17 protein-coding genes are annotated in these 16,092 nt (G+C 71.6%); 7 read left to right on the forward strand and 10 right to left on the reverse strand.

Going from position 1 to position 16,092, the window contains the following annotated elements; genetic code table 11:
• On the reverse strand, positions 1 to 3,252 hold a 3,252-nt coding region (locus QH470_RS25400), incomplete at its 3' end, for an ATP-binding protein (RefSeq protein WP_280274858.1).
• A gap of 163 nt (positions 3,253 to 3,415) precedes the next feature.
• On the opposite strand from QH470_RS25400, the gene QH470_RS25405 reads away from it, so the two are divergent.
• From QH470_RS25405 to QH470_RS25415, 3 genes are read left to right on the forward strand one after another with little or no spacing between them, the layout of a single operon-like run.
• Positions 3,416 to 4,066, forward strand: coding sequence for a DUF4097 family beta strand repeat-containing protein (locus QH470_RS25405; protein WP_280274859.1), 651 nt, complete (start codon positions 3,416 to 3,418; stop codon positions 4,064 to 4,066).
• 19 nt (positions 4,067 to 4,085) lie between these two features.
• Positions 4,086 to 4,283, forward strand: a complete 198-nt coding sequence (locus tag QH470_RS25410; protein ID WP_280274860.1) for a ferredoxin — start codon at positions 4,086 to 4,088, stop codon at positions 4,281 to 4,283.
• Between the two features lie 45 nt (positions 4,284 to 4,328).
• Positions 4,329 to 5,555 carry a cytochrome P450 gene (locus tag QH470_RS25415; RefSeq protein WP_280274861.1) on the forward strand — a complete coding sequence of 409 codons (1,227 nt, stop codon included), beginning with the start codon at positions 4,329 to 4,331 and terminating at the stop codon, positions 5,553 to 5,555.
• A gap of 31 nt (positions 5,556 to 5,586) precedes the next feature.
• Here the strand turns inward: QH470_RS25415 and QH470_RS25420 are convergent, their stop codons facing one another.
• The 3 genes from QH470_RS25420 to QH470_RS25430 all read right to left on the reverse strand — a co-directional run bounded on the left by QH470_RS25420 (position 5,587) and on the right by QH470_RS25430 (position 8,068).
• Positions 5,587 to 6,861 (reverse strand): MFS transporter, encoded by a 1,275-nt coding sequence (locus tag QH470_RS25420; protein ID WP_280274862.1) that lies wholly within the window; start codon positions 6,859 to 6,861, stop codon positions 5,587 to 5,589.
• An 81-nt stretch (positions 6,862 to 6,942) separates the two neighbouring features.
• On the reverse strand, positions 6,943 to 7,527 hold the full coding sequence (mug, locus tag QH470_RS25425) for a G/U mismatch-specific DNA glycosylase (protein ID WP_280274863.1): 585 nt from the start codon (positions 7,525 to 7,527) through the stop codon (positions 6,943 to 6,945).
• A gap of 4 nt (positions 7,528 to 7,531) precedes the next feature.
• On the reverse strand, positions 7,532 to 8,068 hold the full coding sequence (locus tag QH470_RS25430; protein ID WP_280274864.1) for a P-loop nucleotide/nucleoside kinase family protein: 537 nt from the start codon (positions 8,066 to 8,068) through the stop codon (positions 7,532 to 7,534).
• Positions 8,069 to 8,144: 76 nt separating this feature from the next.
• Here QH470_RS25430 and QH470_RS25435 point away from each other — a divergent pair, with 76 nt between their 5' ends.
• Both QH470_RS25435 and QH470_RS25440 read left to right on the forward strand, forming a co-directional pair.
• The gene (locus QH470_RS25435; protein WP_280274865.1) at positions 8,145 to 9,113 is read left to right on the forward strand and encodes a COX15/CtaA family protein; all 969 of its coding nucleotides are present in this window, start codon (positions 8,145 to 8,147) and stop codon (positions 9,111 to 9,113) included.
• A 297-nt stretch (positions 9,114 to 9,410) separates the two neighbouring features.
• A complete protein-coding gene (locus tag QH470_RS25440) occupies positions 9,411 to 9,623 on the forward strand; it encodes an FmdB family zinc ribbon protein (protein WP_280274866.1) in 213 nt (70 codons plus the stop codon).
• A 15-nt stretch (positions 9,624 to 9,638) separates the two neighbouring features.
• On the opposite strand, the gene QH470_RS25445 is transcribed toward QH470_RS25440, so the two are convergent.
• Genes QH470_RS25445 through QH470_RS25455 form a run of 3 tightly spaced genes read right to left on the reverse strand, consistent with a single transcriptional unit; the run spans position 9,639 to position 11,685 of the window.
• On the reverse strand, positions 9,639 to 10,517 hold the full coding sequence (locus tag QH470_RS25445) for a class I SAM-dependent methyltransferase (RefSeq protein ID WP_280274867.1): 879 nt from the start codon (positions 10,515 to 10,517) through the stop codon (positions 9,639 to 9,641).
• 46 nt (positions 10,518 to 10,563) lie between these two features.
• Positions 10,564 to 11,337, reverse strand: coding sequence for a transporter substrate-binding domain-containing protein (locus tag QH470_RS25450; protein ID WP_280274868.1), 774 nt, complete (start codon positions 11,335 to 11,337; stop codon positions 10,564 to 10,566).
• Positions 11,338 to 11,340: 3 nt separating this feature from the next.
• Complete coding sequence (locus tag QH470_RS25455) at positions 11,341 to 11,685, reverse strand: hypothetical protein (RefSeq protein WP_280274869.1); 345 nt, start codon at positions 11,683 to 11,685, stop codon at positions 11,341 to 11,343.
• A gap of 35 nt (positions 11,686 to 11,720) precedes the next feature.
• On the opposite strand from QH470_RS25455, the gene QH470_RS25460 reads away from it, so the two are divergent.
• Positions 11,721 to 12,686, forward strand: coding sequence for a quinone oxidoreductase family protein (locus QH470_RS25460; protein WP_280274870.1), 966 nt, complete (start codon positions 11,721 to 11,723; stop codon positions 12,684 to 12,686).
• Positions 12,687 to 12,797: 111 nt separating this feature from the next.
• Here QH470_RS25460 and QH470_RS25465 read toward each other — a convergent pair whose 3' ends face one another.
• Complete coding sequence (locus QH470_RS25465) at positions 12,798 to 13,679, reverse strand: phosphotransferase enzyme family protein (protein WP_280274871.1); 882 nt, start codon at positions 13,677 to 13,679, stop codon at positions 12,798 to 12,800.
• Positions 13,679 to 14,899, reverse strand: coding sequence for an NsdA family TPR-like regulatory protein (locus QH470_RS25470; protein WP_280274872.1), 1,221 nt, complete (start codon positions 14,897 to 14,899; stop codon positions 13,679 to 13,681). Before QH470_RS25470 ends, QH470_RS25465 begins: the two co-directional genes overlap by 1 nt.
• Before the next feature lie 189 nt (positions 14,900 to 15,088).
• Between QH470_RS25470 and QH470_RS25475 the strand changes: the two genes are divergently transcribed.
• Positions 15,089 to 15,367 carry a hypothetical protein gene (locus QH470_RS25475; protein ID WP_280274873.1) on the forward strand — a complete coding sequence of 93 codons (279 nt, stop codon included), beginning with the start codon at positions 15,089 to 15,091 and terminating at the stop codon, positions 15,365 to 15,367.
• 33 nt (positions 15,368 to 15,400) lie between these two features.
• Here QH470_RS25475 and QH470_RS25480 read toward each other — a convergent pair whose 3' ends face one another.
• A complete protein-coding gene (locus QH470_RS25480; protein ID WP_280274874.1) occupies positions 15,401 to 16,021 on the reverse strand; it encodes a TetR/AcrR family transcriptional regulator in 621 nt (206 codons plus the stop codon).
• Positions 16,022 to 16,092: the final 71 nt, after the last annotated feature.

Consider the following 16,092-nt stretch of genomic DNA (forward strand, 5'->3'; position numbering starts at 1 on the left):
CCCGGGGCCGCGGGGGGGGGGGGGGGGGGGGGGGGGGGGGGGGCGCGGGCCGGCCCGCGCCCCCCCCCCGCCGCCCCCCCCCCCCCCCCCCCCCCCCCCCCCCCGCCCGCCCCCCCCCCCCCGCCCCCCCCCCGCCCCCCCCCCCCCCCCCCCCCCCCCCCCCCCCCCCCCCCCCCCCCCCCCCCCCCCCGCCCCCCGGGGCGCCGCCCCGGCCGCCCCCCCCCCCCCCCCCCCCCCCCCCCCCCCCCCCCCCCCCCCCCCCCCCACGGCCTGCTCGTCCTGTTCGCCGCGCAGCGCCAGGTCCGCGACGCCGACGAGAATCTGCGCGACGAGGGGCGCGTGGCCCGCGGCGGCGGCCGCCCGGAAGGCCGCGGCCCGCTCCGCGCGGGCCGTGTCGAGATCCGTGGCGAGGTAACCGAGCAGGTCGTGGATCACCGCGCCGGCGTTCGGCTGTTCCGCGTCGACGCCGAGCAGGGTCCTCGCGACCTCGAGCTGCCGGCGGGCCTCCGCGCCGTCGTCGCGCCAGCGGGCCAGTTCCGCTCGCGCCAAGGCGAGTTCGGCCAGTGCGCTGGGCCAGGCGGACTGATCCGCGTGGCGCTGTGCCTCGGTCATGGCGGCCGCGCTCGCCTCCGCCTCGCCCGACAGCCAGTACAGCTGGGCCTGCCGCGACCGCATCCCGGCCACGTCCTCGATCGCGCCGACCTCGGTGACCACCGCGATCGCCTCGTCGAAAAGCGCGCAGGCACCGGTGAATTCGCCGCGCACGGCCATCCGGTTCGCCAGTTCGGTCAGCGCGAACGAGGTCCCCCAGCGCTCGCCCAGGGCGCGGAACTCGGCCAGCGACGTCTCGAGGTAGGCGTCGGCATCCTGCCCGTCCTGTCCGAGCATGATCCGCGTCTTGCCCATCTGCAGCCGGGCGAGCGCGCGGACCCACGGGTCGTCGTCGGTGAGCAGCGGTTCGAACGCGGTCAGCAGCGCGTCCGGGCCCTCGAGCATGCGTTCCAGCGCGTCCACGAACCCCAGCAGCGGGTGCCGGGCCCGCACGTTCCGGCCGAACCGGTACGCCTGGTGGATCCAATCCTCCAATTGCTGTGCGTCATTGCGGCCGGAACTCACGAAGTGCACGACCAGCCCGTACACCATGGCCCGGGTCTCGTCCTCGACATCGCCGGGCATTTCGGCGGTAGCGGTGACCAACTCCAGGCCCTCGGCCTTGTGGCCGCCGAGCCACCAATACCAGCCCACGGCCGCGGCGAGCCGCATCGCCCCGGCGGTGTCGGCGGCCGCGAGCGCCTCGCGCATCGCGACGGTGATGTTGTCGTGGTCGGCCGCGAGCGTGGCGAGCCACTCCAGCTGTTCGCCGCGGCGCAGGTGCGGATCCGCGGTGTTCGCCAACCGGGTGAAGTACGCCAGGTGCGCGCGCCGGGCCAGGTCCGCCTCGCCCGACTCGGCGAGCCGGTCGCGGGCGTACTGCCTGATCGTGTCGAGCATCCGGTAACGCGGCCCGTCGGTCTCTTCGGCGCGCAGCAGCGATTTCTCGGTCAGCGCGGTCAGCAGCTCGAGTATCTCCCACGACTCGACCGTCGTGGTCGCGCCGCCCGGCTCCTCCGGCGTGGTCGCGCAAACCTGTTCGGCCGCTTCCAGACTCGCGCCGCCCGCGAAGACCGAGAGCCGGCGCAGCACCATCCGTTCGGCGTCGGTGAGCAACTCCCAGCTCCAGTCGACCACCGCGCGCAGCGTGCGGTGCTGTGGCATTGCGGTGCGGCTGCCGCCGGTGAGCAGGCGGAACCGGTCGTCGAGGCGGTGGGCGAGCTGGTCGAGGGACATGGTGCGCAGGCGGGCCGCGGCCAGTTCGATCGCCAGCGGGATTCCGTCGAGCGCGCGGCACACCCGCGCCATCGTCGCCAGGGTGCGGGGATCGTCGGCGAGATCCGTGCGGACGGCGCCGGCCCGGTCGCGCAGCAGCCGCACGGCCGGGGAAGACTCGATCTGCCCGGGGTCCGCGTCCACCGCGGGCAGCGCCAGCGGCTCGACCCGCCAGATCGCCTCGCCCGTGATGCCGAGCGGCTCGCGGCTGGTGGCCAGGATCCGCAGCCGCGGGCACTCCCCTAGCACCCGGTGGGCGAAGGCCGCGGCGGCGTCGATCACGTGTTCGCAGTTGTCCAGGATCAGCAGTGTTTCGCGGTCGCGGATCGCCGCGACGAGCCGGTCCATCGGTTCGGCGTTCGGGGGGCCGCCGAGCAGCGCGTCGCGCAGGCCGATGGCGGCGAGCGCGGACTGCGCCACATCGCCGCCCGTGCCGACCGACGCCAGTTCCGCCAGCCAGGCCCCGTCGGGCAGATCGTCGAGCAGCGTCCGCGCGGTCTCCTGCGCGAGCCGGGTCTTGCCGGACCCGCCGGGCCCGGTCAGCGTGGTGAGCCGATGATCGGCGAGCAGCGCGCGCACGGCGGCGATATCGGCGTGCTTGCCGACGAATTCGGTCAGTTCGCCGCGCAGGTTGGTCCGGCGTTCGTGCTCCTGCGCGCCCACCTCGCCACGCAGCAGCGCGACGTGCAGATCGGACAGCTCGGGTGAGGGGTCCACGCCCAGTGTGTCGGCGAGTGCCTCGCGGGTGCGCTGGTACACGGTCAGCGCCTCGGGACCGCGGCCCGCGGCGGCGAGCGCCCGCATGAGCGCGGCGGCGAGTCGTTCCCGCACGGGGTGCCGGGCGGCGACCTCGGTCAGCTCGCCGATCAGCTCCGGGCTCCGGCCGAGGCGGATCTCCGCTTCGTACCGATCCTCCGTGGCGGCCAGGCGCAGCGCCTCGAGCCGGGTGATCACCGCCTCGAACGCCTCGCTGTCCTGGACGCCGACGTCCTGCATCGGCGCGCCGCGCCACAGTTCGAGGGCCTCGCCCAGCAGTTCGGCCTGCCGGCGGTCGTCGCCGCCGCGAGCCTGTTCCACGAGCCGTTCGAAGCGCATCGCGTCGACGGCGCGGGGTTCCACCGCCAGCCGGTAGCCGCCCGGCTGCGCGTCCAGCGAACCGTCCGGCAGTACCCGGCGCAGCCGGGATACCAACGCCTGCAACGCATTCGCGGCGTCGGAGGGCGGCTGCTCGCCCCAGATCCAATCGACCAGCGCCGATTTCGACACGGCACGGCCGGGTTCGAGCGCGAGGGCGATCAGCAACGCCCGCAACCGGGTACCCGGTATCTCGATCAATCCGCCGTCGTTCACTCGGATCTCGAGCGGCCCAAGGATCCCGATCTGCACCCGGCCATTCTGCCGTGGGCGCGCGCCGGGCCGGCGGGCCGCCCCGCCCATCCAGGGCCGACACCGCGCCGGGGAGCGTGTCAGGGCGGCGTCAGGTCGATGTCAGGCGGGCTCGCGACAGTAGTGACGCGAGAACGAATCAACACGATGAAGGAGCACCGCGATGCCCGCTTTCCCGACCCCCGAACCGATCGCCGTCACCGTCGACATCCTCTCCGGACGGGTCGAGGTCGTCGCCTCGGACCGCAGCGACACCGTCGTCGAGGTACGGCCCGCCGACGCGTCCAAGAAGAGTGATGTACGCGCCGCCGAGCAGACCCGGATCGCCTTCACCGACGGGACCCTGACGGTGAAATCGGCGAAGGAGTGGCGCACCTACACGCCGTTCGGCGGCAACCCCTCGGTCGAGGTGACCATCGAGGTACCGGCCGGTTCCCGGCTGCGAGCCACCGCCGGTGTGGGCCGGTTGGTGGGCGCGGGCGACCTCGGCCCGTGCGAGCTCGAGATCGCCGCCGGTGATATCGAGGTCGAGCGACCGCGCGAGGCGGTGACGGCCAAGGCGGCCAAGGGCGACATCCGCATCGGCGAAGCGTCGCGCGGCGTGCTGCGGCTGGAGACGTCCATGGGCGACCTGGAGGTCGGCATCCATCCGGACAGCGCGGTGCGGCTCGAGACCAACGCCCAGCACGGCACCGTGCAGAACTCGATGCGACCGGTCGCCGGTTCGGCGGGGAACCAGGACACCGTGCAGGTGTTCGCGCGCAACTCCTACGGCAACGTCATCATCCGGCACGCCACTCCCGCGCGGCACTGATCACCAGGGCCGACACCGTATGAAGGAGCAACCGATGGAAATCAGGGTGGACCGGCAGCGCTGCATCGGCGCGGGCATGTGCGTCCTGACCGCGTCCGCGGTGTTCGACCAGGACGACGACGGGCTCGTGGTGCTGCTGGACGCCGCACCCGAGCGCCGCGCGGACGTCCGCGAGGCCGCCCAGATGTGCCCGTCCGGCGCGATCACCGTCGACTAGATCAATTTCCGGCCGCAGGGCCGACTACCGCATCAGGAGAATCAGATGAGCCAGACCGCCACCGTCCCGCACGGCCTCCCCATGGACCGCGACGCCGGGCCCTTCGACCCGCCCAGCGCGATCACCCGGCTGCGCGAGACGCGGCCCGTCAGCCCGCTGGTCTTTCCCGACGGCCACGAGGGCTGGCTCGTCACCGGTTACGAGGCGGTCCGAAAGCTGATGGCCGACACCAGGTTCAGCTCCCGTCAGGACATCGGCATCGTGCACGTGCCGTACGAGACGCCCGGCATGCCCGCCGCCACCGAACCGTCGCCGGTGATTCCCGGCCTGTTCATCGCGATGGATCCGCCGGACCACACCAGGTTGCGGCGCAAGCTCACCGGCGCGTTCACCGTCCGTCGCATGAAGCAGCTCGAGGAGCACATCGTCGAGGTCGCCGAGCGGCAACTGGAGGCCATGGCACAGCTGGCGCCGCCGGTCGATCTGGTCCGGGAGTTCGCGCTGCCGCTGCCCTCGCTGGTGATCTGCGAAATGCTCGGGGTCCCCTACGCCGATCGGGAGACCTTCCAGGCCAACTCCGCCAAGTTCCTGGTCAAGGATCAGCCGCTGGAGGAGAAGATGGCCGCGTACGGCGCGATGACCAGTTACCTGGCTGGACTCGTCATGGGCAAGCGCGCCGAACCCGGCGACGACCTGCTGTCGGATCTGGCCCGCGACGAGGATCTCAGCGTCGAGGAACTGACCGGGATCTCGTTCCTGCTGCTGCTCGCGGGTCACGAGACCACCGCGAACATGTTGGCGCTGGGCACTTTCGCGCTGCTCGAGCACCCGGAGCAGCTGGCGGAGCTGTGCGCGGATCCGGAGCTCGTGCCGGGCGCGGTGGAGGAGCTCATGCGCTATCTGTCGGTCGCCGACATCTTCTATCGCTACGCCACCGAGGACATCGGACTGTGCGGGGAGACGATCGGCAAGGGGTCGACCGTCGTCGTCTCGCTGCTGGCGGCCAACCGCGACCCGCGGCGCTTCGACGACGCGGACGCCCTGGACATCCACCGCACGGCACGGGGGCACGTGTCGTTCGGCCACGGCGTCCATCAGTGTCTCGGGCAGCAGCTGGCCCGTATCGAGATGCGCGCCGGGTTCGCGGGGCTGATCCGGCGCTTCCCGACGCTCCGGCTCGCCGTCGACGCCGCCGAGGTGCGGCTGCGCACCGATATGAACATCTACGGCGTCCACGAACTGCCGGTCACCTGGACCGAAACCGGCGGGTAAACCCTTGGCGGACAACGGGAACCCCGCTCCGTCAGGCGGCGGGGACCGTGCTCACCTCGCGGGGCCCGCCGCCCAGCAGCGGCCGAGACGCCAGCGCCGTGACCACCGTGATGAGCAGCAGCGCGACGATGTAGACGGAGAACAACGCCGGGTGCGCCGCGAACTTCTGCTTCAGCGCGGGTGTGGTGCCGCCGAAGAGGGCGCTGGTGATGCTGTAGGGCAGGGCCATCACCGTCACGCGGTGGCGGGCCGGGGCGATCATGGCGGTCGCGCCGGTCACCGTGGCGGCCAGGGACACGACGCCGATCGATCCGACGATCATCAAGACCCAATACGTCACGGGCGTAGCGGAATTCAGCAGCACCTGCATCGGCAGCGTCAATCCGGCCAGCACCAGCGCCGCGCCACCGACCCAGCGCAGCGGGCCGATCCGGTCGGCGAGCGCGCCGAAGATCGGCGCGGCCGCCATGTAGGCCAGCTGAGCCACCACGCCGGCCCAGAGCACTTGCGCGTCAGGCAGTTTCAGGACGGTGATCCCGTAGCTGGTCGGGGTGCTGATCCACAGGTAGTAGGACGCCAGGCAGCCCGCGGTGAGCCCGGCGACGGCCAGGCCCGGACAGATCAGCGCCCGCCACTCGCGGGACCGGAGGACGGGCTCGTCGTGCGGGTCGCCGTCGAGGGTCTCGGGGATGTTCCGCCGGGCCAGCATGAACACCAGCGACAGGACGGCCGCGACGAGGAACGGGATTCGCCAATATCCGTCGCGCAGCGCGTCGGTGCCCGCCCAGGTCGCCAGCGCGGCCACGAGCAGGTTGGCGGTGATCGTGCCGAGGCCGTAGAAGATCGAGTACACGCTGGTGCCGAGCATGCGCCGACGCGGCGGGGCCGATTCGTACAGGTAGGCCTGCGCTACGGCCTGCTCGCCGCCGAACGAGAAGCCCAGCACCAGCCGCCACACCAGTAGCAGGATCGGGGCGGCGGCGCCGAGGGTTTCGCGGCCGGGCGTCAGCGCCATCCCGAGTGTCGCCAGCCCGGCCAGTCCGATCGAGAGCACCAGTGCCGGACGCCGCCCGCGCCGATCCGCGAGTTGCCCCAGCACGAGCGCGCCGATCGGCCGGATCAGGAACCCGACCGCGAAGATCCCGAATCCGTACAGCACCGACTGCCGCAGATCGCCGCCGAAGAAGCGCGGCGAGAAGTAGGTCACCAGCAGTGCGTACAGGGACCACTCGTAGCTTTCCAAGGCCGCGCCCGCCGAGGAGGCGACAATCCGCCGGGTACGCCGCGTTTCGATCACAGTGTTCATGAGCGCCGCCAACTTTAACACCGTTCAAGTCGGTGTTCTGCCTCGGGTTTCGACCGGACTACGGCACGACGGCGGTCGCCCCTACCGCTCGACCGGGCCGCCGCAGATCCGCTCCACTTCCTCACGGAGCCTGCGGAATTCGGCCGACAGCGCGTCGAGAGTGTAATGGGCGTTCAGCCCGCTGGGGTTCGGCAGCACCCAGACCTCGGTGTCAGCGAGCGAATCGGGTTGACGACCGACAGCGGTGCGCGGGCGGCCGAACGCGGTGCGGTAGGCGCCCAGCCCCAGCACGGCGAGGACACGCGGACGGTAGTGCGTCACTCGCTCGACAAGCGCCCGGCCACCCTCGCGCAGTTCCTGCGCCGACAACTGATCCGCCTTCGCCGTCGTGCGCGGCGCGACATTCGTGATCCCCAGCCCGAGCCCGAGCAGTTCCGCTTCCTCGTCCGGCCGGAACTGCCGCGGCGTGAACCCCGACCGGAACAGCGCGGGCCAGAACCGGTTCCCCGGCCGTGCGAAATGATGCCCCGTCGCCCCCGACCACAACCCGGGATTGATCCCGCAGAACAGCACCCGCAGATCCGGTCCCACCAGATCGGAAATCGTCTTCCCTTCCGCCGCAGCCAGATCGGCCGCCGTCGGACGAAAGATTCCACCTGAACCCATCCCCTCAGTCTGCCCGACCCCACCCCGCCGCCCGCCGCACCCACCCGCCAACCACCGCACAATCCACCGGCCCACCGGTGTCGACCCGCACGATCGGCGTCAACCCCAGCGGCTCGGCATGCGCCGCCCAGGTGTCCCAATCCCGTGCCAGGCGCAGGTCGTCCTCGTACAGCGTGGCCCGCCGCCTGCTCGCGTACCGGCGCCGGGCCACGTCGGCGGGGACCGCGCACCAGACCTCCACGGCACGATCCGCTCTGGTGTGTTCGATCCCGGCTCGGGCGAATTCGAGATCACGCGGCCGGAACCACCAGGAGTCCACGACCACCGGTCCCGGCACGGCCCGCGCCAGCGCCCACACCGCGTCCATGGCGATGCCGCCCAGACCGGGAACCCCGGCGTCCGAACCCGCGCAGTCCGCCAGCGCCACCTTGACGGCGTCCTTCGACAGGAACGTGGCCTCCAGCGTCCGGGCCAGCGCGCGTCCCAGCGTCGACTTGCCCGATCCCGGCAGGCCGTTCACGAGCACGAGCAGTTTCTCCATGGCCGCCATGATGGACCGGACAGCGTCCGGGTAGACCCACTACAGGCTGTAGTTGAGGGTCGACTAGCATGGCGGCGTGCTGTCTCGCGCGTTTCTGCGACTGGTCGATCTGCTGCCGCTGCCCTCGTTGCGGGTGCAGCGGGTTATCGCGTTCGCGGTGATTCTGTCTCAGGCGGGGATCTCGGTGACCGGGGCGATCGTGCGGGTCACGTCGTCAGGGCTGGGGTGCCCGACCTGGCCGCAGTGCTTTCCGGGGAGTTTCACGCCGGTGACGCATGCCGAGGTGCCGGTGCTGCATCAGGTGGTCGAATTCTCCAATCGCTTGCTGACCTTCGCGGTGACGTTGTGCGCGGCGCTGGTCGTGCTGGCGGTGCTGCGGGCGCGGCGGCGGCGCGAGGTCGCGGTGTACGCCTGGCTGATGCCCGGCGGCACCGTGGTGCAGGCGGTGATCGGCGGCATCACCGTGCGCACCGGACTGCTGTGGTGGACGGTGTCTGTGCACCTGCTGGCGTCGATGGTGATGGTGTGGCTGGCCGTGCTGCTGTTCGCGAAGATCGGCGAACCCGACGAGGGCGTCGACGTGGCCCAGGTGCCGCGTCCGCTGCGCCTGCTCACCGCGCTCGGCGCGATCGCGTTGTGCGCCACTCTGATCGCCGGAACGCTGGTGACGGGCGCGGGTCCCCATGCCGGTGACAAGAGCGTCGATCGGACCGTCGAGCGGTTGCAGGTGGAGATCGTGACGCTGGTGCACCTGCACGCCGAACTACTGATCGCCTACCTGGCGCTACTGGTCGGCTTGGCGTGCGGCCTGGCCGCGGTCGGCATGAACCGGGCGATCCGCGTGCGGCTGATCGTGGTGATCGCGCTGGTCTGCGCGCAGGGCCTGGTCGGCATCGTCCAGTACCTGACCGACGTGCCCGCCGCGCTGGTGGCCGTGCACGTCGGCGGGGCCGCGGCCTGCACCGCCGCCACCGCGGCGCTGTGGGCGGCACTGCGTAACCGCGAGCGGGTGAGCGCCGCCGCGCCGGTCGCACACGCCTCCTGACCGCCTCCGATCCCGCAGCGCCGCAACGATATCGGCGCGTTCGTCCCGAAGTTGGCGCGTTGTGTCCTTCCGGAAACCGCCCGGTCGCCCCACACTGTGAAGCGGCCGCGCGACCGGGTGAGGTCCCGCGGCCAGGGGTTGCCTCGCACGATGAACCCCAGCACGCCATCCCTGCGGCGCATCCTGCGAGGCGCGGGCGGTGCGCGGTGGTCGACGACGATGTCAACCGCGCCCACCCTGCGCTCCCGGCGCCGGGGGCGATTGTCTCCACCCGGCCCGTCCGGCGATAATCCAGGCATGCCGACCTATGCGTACCGCTGCCGGGAATGCACCGACACATTCGAAGTCATGCGGCCGATGAGCGAATCGAGCGCACCCGCCCCCTGCCCGGACGGCCACGCCGACACCGTGAAGCTCCTCACCACGATCGCGCTGACGGGTTCGGCAGGCGCGGCCCCGGCGTCCGCACCGGCCGCGGGCGGCTGCTGCGGCGGCGGTTGCTGCGCATAAGCCCCTATCTCAGGATCAGGCGTTCGGCAGGTCGGCGACTACGACGCGGCCCAGCCCGTACCGCTGCGACGGGCGGATCGGAATCGACAGCTGCCGCGCCGTGGTGAGCAGGTCCTCGTCCGCGACGATCCGAAAGCCCCGCGCGCCCAGCAACTCCCGCATGTGCTCCGTGGTCCACGCCGAGACGTGCGGCTCGTTCCGCAACGGATCCCGGGCACCGGCGACACGGCCGATCCCGCGCAACAGCAGCCGCCCGAGCCGGGCCTGGCGATTCGACGGCTGATAGGTCGCGATCAGGCAACTGCCGGGCGCGGACACCTCGGCCACGGCGTCGAGGGTCCGCTCCGTCGCGGCGCGAGTCAGGTACGGCAGCACGCCCTCCCAGATCCACGTCGCGGGTTCGTCCCGGAAACCGGCGTCCGCCAACGCCTTTCCCAGTTCGTCGCGACCGAAATCCACCGGCACGAAGGTCAGCGACTTCGCGACCGGTGGCACTTCGCCGATCCGCTCCCGTTTGTCGCGCTGCGAGGCCGGGTGGTCGATCTCGAAGACGTCGGCGCCGGCCAGTTCGGGCATCCGCCACGCGCGTCCGTCCAGGCCCGCGCCGAGTATCACCAGCTGCGGATTCGCTTGCTCGCGAACGGTTTCGTCGATGAAGACGGTGCGCGTCACCAGCACCGACGCGGTGGCGGCGACCAACTCGTAATCGATGCGGTCGCGCCAGGGACGCGGCACCTCTCCGGAGCGCACCCGTTCGACCACTACCCGTTCGTCGGGCCGCAGCAACCGCGCCGCGACCTCGTCACCGAACCGGTCCGGGGCCATCCGGCCGTCGCCGACCGCCCGGGCCTGACACACCAGCACCGCCGTCCGGCTTGCCTGTTTGTCCGTCACGGCCGCCATTATGGATCCGCGCGCGCCGACAGCGCAGACGCGCGGCTCAAGCGGTGGCGCCGGGACCGATCCAGTCGGCGAACAGGCGATCCACGCCACCGGTGGCGCCCTGCGCGGCGAGCCACGCGTTGGCCTCGGCGGCCAGCAGCGGGTCGTTCTTACGCAGCAGGAAGACCTTGCCGAAGGAGTCGAACGGCCGCTCCGGGTGCAGCACAGTCAGATCCGGGTGGGTGCGCACCCGGTAGCGTCCCTCCACCGAGTCGGTCACGAACACGTCGGCGCGGCCCTGGGCGATCTCGTCGAAGAGGGTGACATTGTCGGGCCACAGGGTAAGCCGCGCGTCCGGGAAGTTCTTCCGCGCGAATTCCTCGTTGGTGCCGCCGCGATTCACGATGACACGCACCTCGGGCCGGTTGATCTGCTCGACGGTGGCGTACGCGGCGGCGTCGGCGGCGCGGGTGATGGGCGCCTTGCCGTCGGTGCCGTAGGCGATCGAGAAGTCCGAGAACGCCCGCCGCGCAGGCGAATCGGAGATGCCGCCCGCGGCGATGTCACAGTTCAGCGGTTGGAAGTCGGCCTTCAGCGACGCCCAGGTGGTCGGTACGAACTCGATCGGCCGGCGCACCGCGTCCGCGAGGCCGCGCGCCAGATCGATGTCGACGCCCCGGAACCCGCCGCGGCCGTCGCTCACCGAATAGGGCGGGTAGTCACCGGTCGTGCAGACCCGCAGCGCGGGGGCCTCGGCGCCCGCCGGAACGGCCACCGAGAGCACAGCCGTGAGGACGGCCGCAAACCCGGCCGCGATATGATGAACCCGCATGGCTCAGCGCTCGTTGCGGGCCTTGGGATACCGGGACTGGCGGGCCACCCAGCCGGCCATCCGCGCCCAATGCCCGCGCGCCGGGGTGACGACCGAGGTCAGCTCGCGGTCCCAGTGCTCGGTCTCGCTCAGCCCATTCACCGCTTCCACCAGCGATTTCGCGGCGGCGAGAGTATCGACGACGCGGTCGCCGAGCACACCGTCGGAACCCACCAGGGTGATCCGGACGCCGGCGCGGCCGATGGGTTGCAGCACGGCCGTGGCCGAACCGCCGTGGTCGGCGACGAACTCCTTCACCGAGTCGACGACGGAGGGCGACAGCTTCGTGGCAGTGGCGGTCTCGCTCATGCGGCCGAGTTTACCGTCCGGTAGGTTCGGCTCGTATGCGCGCCATTCAGGTTTCCGAGCATGGTGGCCCCGAGGTCCTGCGGCCGGTCGAGGTTCCGGCGCCCGCGGCCGGACCCGGACAGCTGCTGGTGAACACCGACGCGATCGGCGTCAACTTCATCGATACCTACATCCGCACCGGCACGTATCCGCAGGAGGTGCCCTACATTCCGGGCGCCGAGGGCACCGGCGTGGTCGCCGCCCTCGGGCCGGAGGTGACCGATTTCGCCGTCGGCGACCGGGTGGCCTGGGCGTCCGCGCCCGGCAGTTACGCCGAGCAGGTGGTGGTCCCGGCCGACGTGGCCGTGCCGGTACCCGCGGGCGTCGACGCCGCCGTCGCCGCATCGGCACTGCTGCAGGGCATGACCGCGCACTACCTGATCGAGACGATCTACAAGCCGGAACCGGGCGAGACGATCCTCGTGCACGCCGGCGCGGGCGGCGTGGGCCTGCTGTTGACCCAGTTGGCCGCCGCGCGCGGCGTGCGGGTGATCACGACCGTGTCCACCGACGAGAAGGAGCGGCTGTCGCGCGAGGCGGGCGCCGCCGAGGTGCTGCGGTACGGCGACGACCTGGCCCGGCGGGTACGCGAGCTGACCGACGGAATCGGGGTGGCGGCGGTCTACGACGGTGTCGGCAAGGCGACCTTCGACGCCGGTCTCGACGCACTGCGCGTGCGCGGCATGCTGGTCTTGTTCGGCGCGGCGAGCGGACCCGTGCCGCCGGTCGATCCGCAACGGCTCAACCGCGGCGGCTCGCTGTTCCTGACCCGGCCGACGCTCGCCCACTACACCCGCGACCGCGCCGAATTGCGCTGGCGCGCAGGCGATATCTTCGACGCCGTCGCCGCGGGCAGCCTCCGTGTGCGGATCGGCGCCCGCTACCCGCTGGCCGAGGCGGAACAGGCGCACCGAGACCTGGAGGGCCGCAAGACCACCGGTTCGATCGTCCTGCTGCCCTGACCGGCGCGATCCCTTCAGGTCACGGCCGATCCCCCAGGTTACGGCCGATCCCCTTATGCCCTGGGCGATCCCGCAGGCCACAGACGACCCCTTCATACCCCGCACGATCCCTCAGGCGACGGCGTGCCAGCGGGGGTCGGTCTGCCCCGGGTCGCGCAGGCTGCGCAGGCGGTGGCGCAATTCGGTGCCCGCGGCCGCGTCGCCGCTCTCGGCCCGGCGGATGTAGGAGGTCAGCGTGTGCAGGTCGCGCATCGCGCGCAGGATCGGGAAACCGGACCACGCGCGCACGTCCCAGCCGTAGGCCAGGGCGAATTCGCGCAGCTCGTTCTCGGTGTGGCCGAAGCGGATTCCGCCCTGGTAGGTGTTCACCAGATCCAGTTCGCGCGGGGCGATGCTGGCCTCGTCCCAGTCCCCGAGCAGGACCGTGTCACCGTGCCAGAGCGTGTTGCCCGGATACGCGTCGCCGTGCACCGGGCCGACGCCCAGCACGGAGTCCAGCCGGTCGTACTCCGCCACCAGCACCGCCGCCTGTTCGGCGAGCCAGCACCGATCGGCCGGGGCGAGCACGCGGGGCGCGGCCGCGAGGGTCTGGGTGAGGCCCGCCAGCGGCACATAGCGCGGCAGATGGAAAGGGGGCGCGGCGGTTTCGTGCAGCCGTCGCAGGATGCGGCCGAGTTCCCGCGCCGGTGGCCGCGGCCGGTCGCACTGCGGGTAGTACCGCCAGAACGTGACGGTGGCGCCGTGACAGTGCACGGGCCGATCGATCAGCGGCTCGGTCACCGGCAGCCCGTGCTGGGCGAGCCAGCGCGCGACGGTGACGGCCGTGTCGGCGCGGATGCCGTGCTCCGGCGAGCGCGAGACCCGGGCGACGGCCCGGTCGCCGATGACGAACACGGCGTTGGAGTGCGCGCGCAACAGGCTCGCGCTGTCCGCGCGCAGACCCACCTGGCCACACGCCGAAATCAGGATCTGTTCGGTCGATACGTCGATCATCACAATGCCGGGGATTCGTGAGTGGGAAACGACGCGAGTGCCTCCCGCAGGCTCGCGACGGTCGGAGACGGCGGGCACGCGGCGGCACCGAGGTGCTGTCCCACCTGCTTGATACCCTCGATCACCGGGTGTATGCGCTGGCCGGGCGGCAGATTCAGAACCGGAACCAGGATCTCGGCGGCGTCGTCCACCGCGTGCCGGGCGATCGAGGCGATGGCGATGTCGGCGCGCGCGAGGGCCTCGTCGCCGTAACTGCGCTCGTCACTGGGGCCCGCGGCGTAGGCGGCGATGGCGTCGGCGGCCCAGCGTTCGGCCTGCGGATAGTCGCCGATCAGGCGAAAAGTGCTGCCCGCGTAGTAGGAAGCCTTCGCCGCGGGGAACCGCAGCACTCCGCCGAAGCCGGTGACATCGTCGCGGTCCGCGGGCTGCTGCGCCGCGGCGACGGCGCGCGCGATCGCCGCGCGGGCCTCCTCGACGCGCCCCAGCCGCGCCGCGCAGCGCGCCTCCAGCGCCGCCAGCCGGACCCGCTGCTCCCCGGCGGGCGCCACCGCGGTGCCGCGCTGCGCGAATTCCAGAGCGCGCGCGGGGTTTCCGTTCCACTCGGCGATCAGCGCCTTGGTACCGGCCAGCCAGGCCAGCAGCCCGGTGTGCTCGGCGCGATCCGCCAGCCGCTCGGCGGCCATCGCGTGCTGCATTGCCGCCATCGGCCGGCCCAGATTGCCGGACAGCTGGGCCAGCAGGGCGACGGCGACGCCGCCGAGGAACATCAGTTCCCGGGCCTGCGTCGGCGCGGGGCCGCCGCGCAGCAGCTGCCACACCTGGTCCCGCAGCGTCTGCAGATCCGCGAGCAGCGGGCGCGGCGGCGCGTGCACGTAACTGGTGGCGATGCGGGCGATTTCGTAGTTGAGGCTCTCGATCGACAGGCCGGAGCGGTCATCGGCAGCCCAGTCGGCGAAGGCCAGCGAATCCGCGGCGGCCGCGCTGACATCGTCCACGGCGACCGTATCGCCGCCACTCGCCAGCCGGATCAGCGAACCGGCGGCGTCCAGCTCCGTGTCCAGTGCCCGCACGATCTGCGGCGGCGGTTTGCGGATGCCGTTCTCGATCCGCGACAACGCGCCGACGTCGTAGCGAATACTCTTCGCCAGGCCGCGCAGCGTCAGGCCCCGCTGCAGGCGCAACCGCCGCAGCTCACCACCGAATGCCTGCCAGTCGTTCATCCAGCTATCTGTTCCGTTCCAGCGCAACGACTTCGACCAGCGTTGCAGTGCTTGGCAACGACCGGCAACACAGCAACGCTATCGCATCACTCTCGAATGCAAGCACAATTGCACAAACATTTCGGCGTCCGGGCTCGGGGATGGGCCCGGAACCGAAGGGGAAACAACGGCATCGCGACGAGGCAGACCATGGCGAACATCGGGGACAGCAGTGGCCGTACGCCCACGATTGCCGGTGCGCCGCCCAGACTGTGCCGCGGACCGCAGGAACCCGCGCGCCCGCCCTCGGAAGAGGTGCACATCCGGCTGCGCTTCCCGTTCGGCGGCGTCGCTGTCGACTATCGGGCGCCCCGGCGGGTCGCGGGCCGCGTCGCGGTCGAACTGCAGCGCTACGGCGTCGAGGTCACCATCGACGACGACGCGCAGGCCGCGCATCCGCCTCTGCCCAACATGCACGCCTGGGAATAGGCTCCGCGCCAGGGCCTTTCGCGCCGGCCTCGATCAGTAGTCGCGTCCGGTCAGGCCGCGGTATACGAACCGGGTCAGGCCCTCGATCGCCTGCTCGTCGGTGAGCCGCACCGTGCCCTGCTCGACCGCCTCCAGTAGCGCCTGCAGCGACAGGAACATCATGGCCAGGCTGGCGTCCCGGCTGCTGGGCAACCGCAGTCCGGCCGCATCGAACCCGTCCAGGTGATCGTCGATGTCCTTGCGCTGCTCGACGGCGAACCGGGCCGTGCGCTGCGCGAATTCCTCGTTGACCAGGGCGGCCTGATTCATCGCGCGCAGCACCGGCCAGTTGCGGCGCGCGAAGGTCCAGTAGTTCTCGACGTGGAAGCGCACGGCGTCCGGATCGGTGAAGTCCGGATTGTGCGACTCCCCCTCCGCGGCCGTATCCCCTTGCGCGGCAAAGTCGGCCAGCAGCGCCTGGAGCAACTCCTCCTTGCTCGCGAAGTGGTTGTAGAACGAACCGGCCGCGCGCCCGGCCGCCGCGGTGATGTCGGTGATCTTGGTGTTCAGGTATCCGCGCTCGGCGAACAACCGCCGCGCCGCGTCCTTGAGCGCCTGTTCGGTTTCCGCCGAGCGTTCCTTGCGCCGGCCCGTCTCCGCGCGACCCGTGGCCATGACCACCTCCTTGACAGCGGACCCTATCAACCAGAATACTGAATCCAGTTTCAGTGAATTTTATTTCAGTT

This window comes from Nocardia wallacei (assembly GCF_029868745.1).
Lineage (GTDB): Bacteria > Actinomycetota > Actinomycetes > Mycobacteriales > Mycobacteriaceae > Nocardia > Nocardia wallacei_B.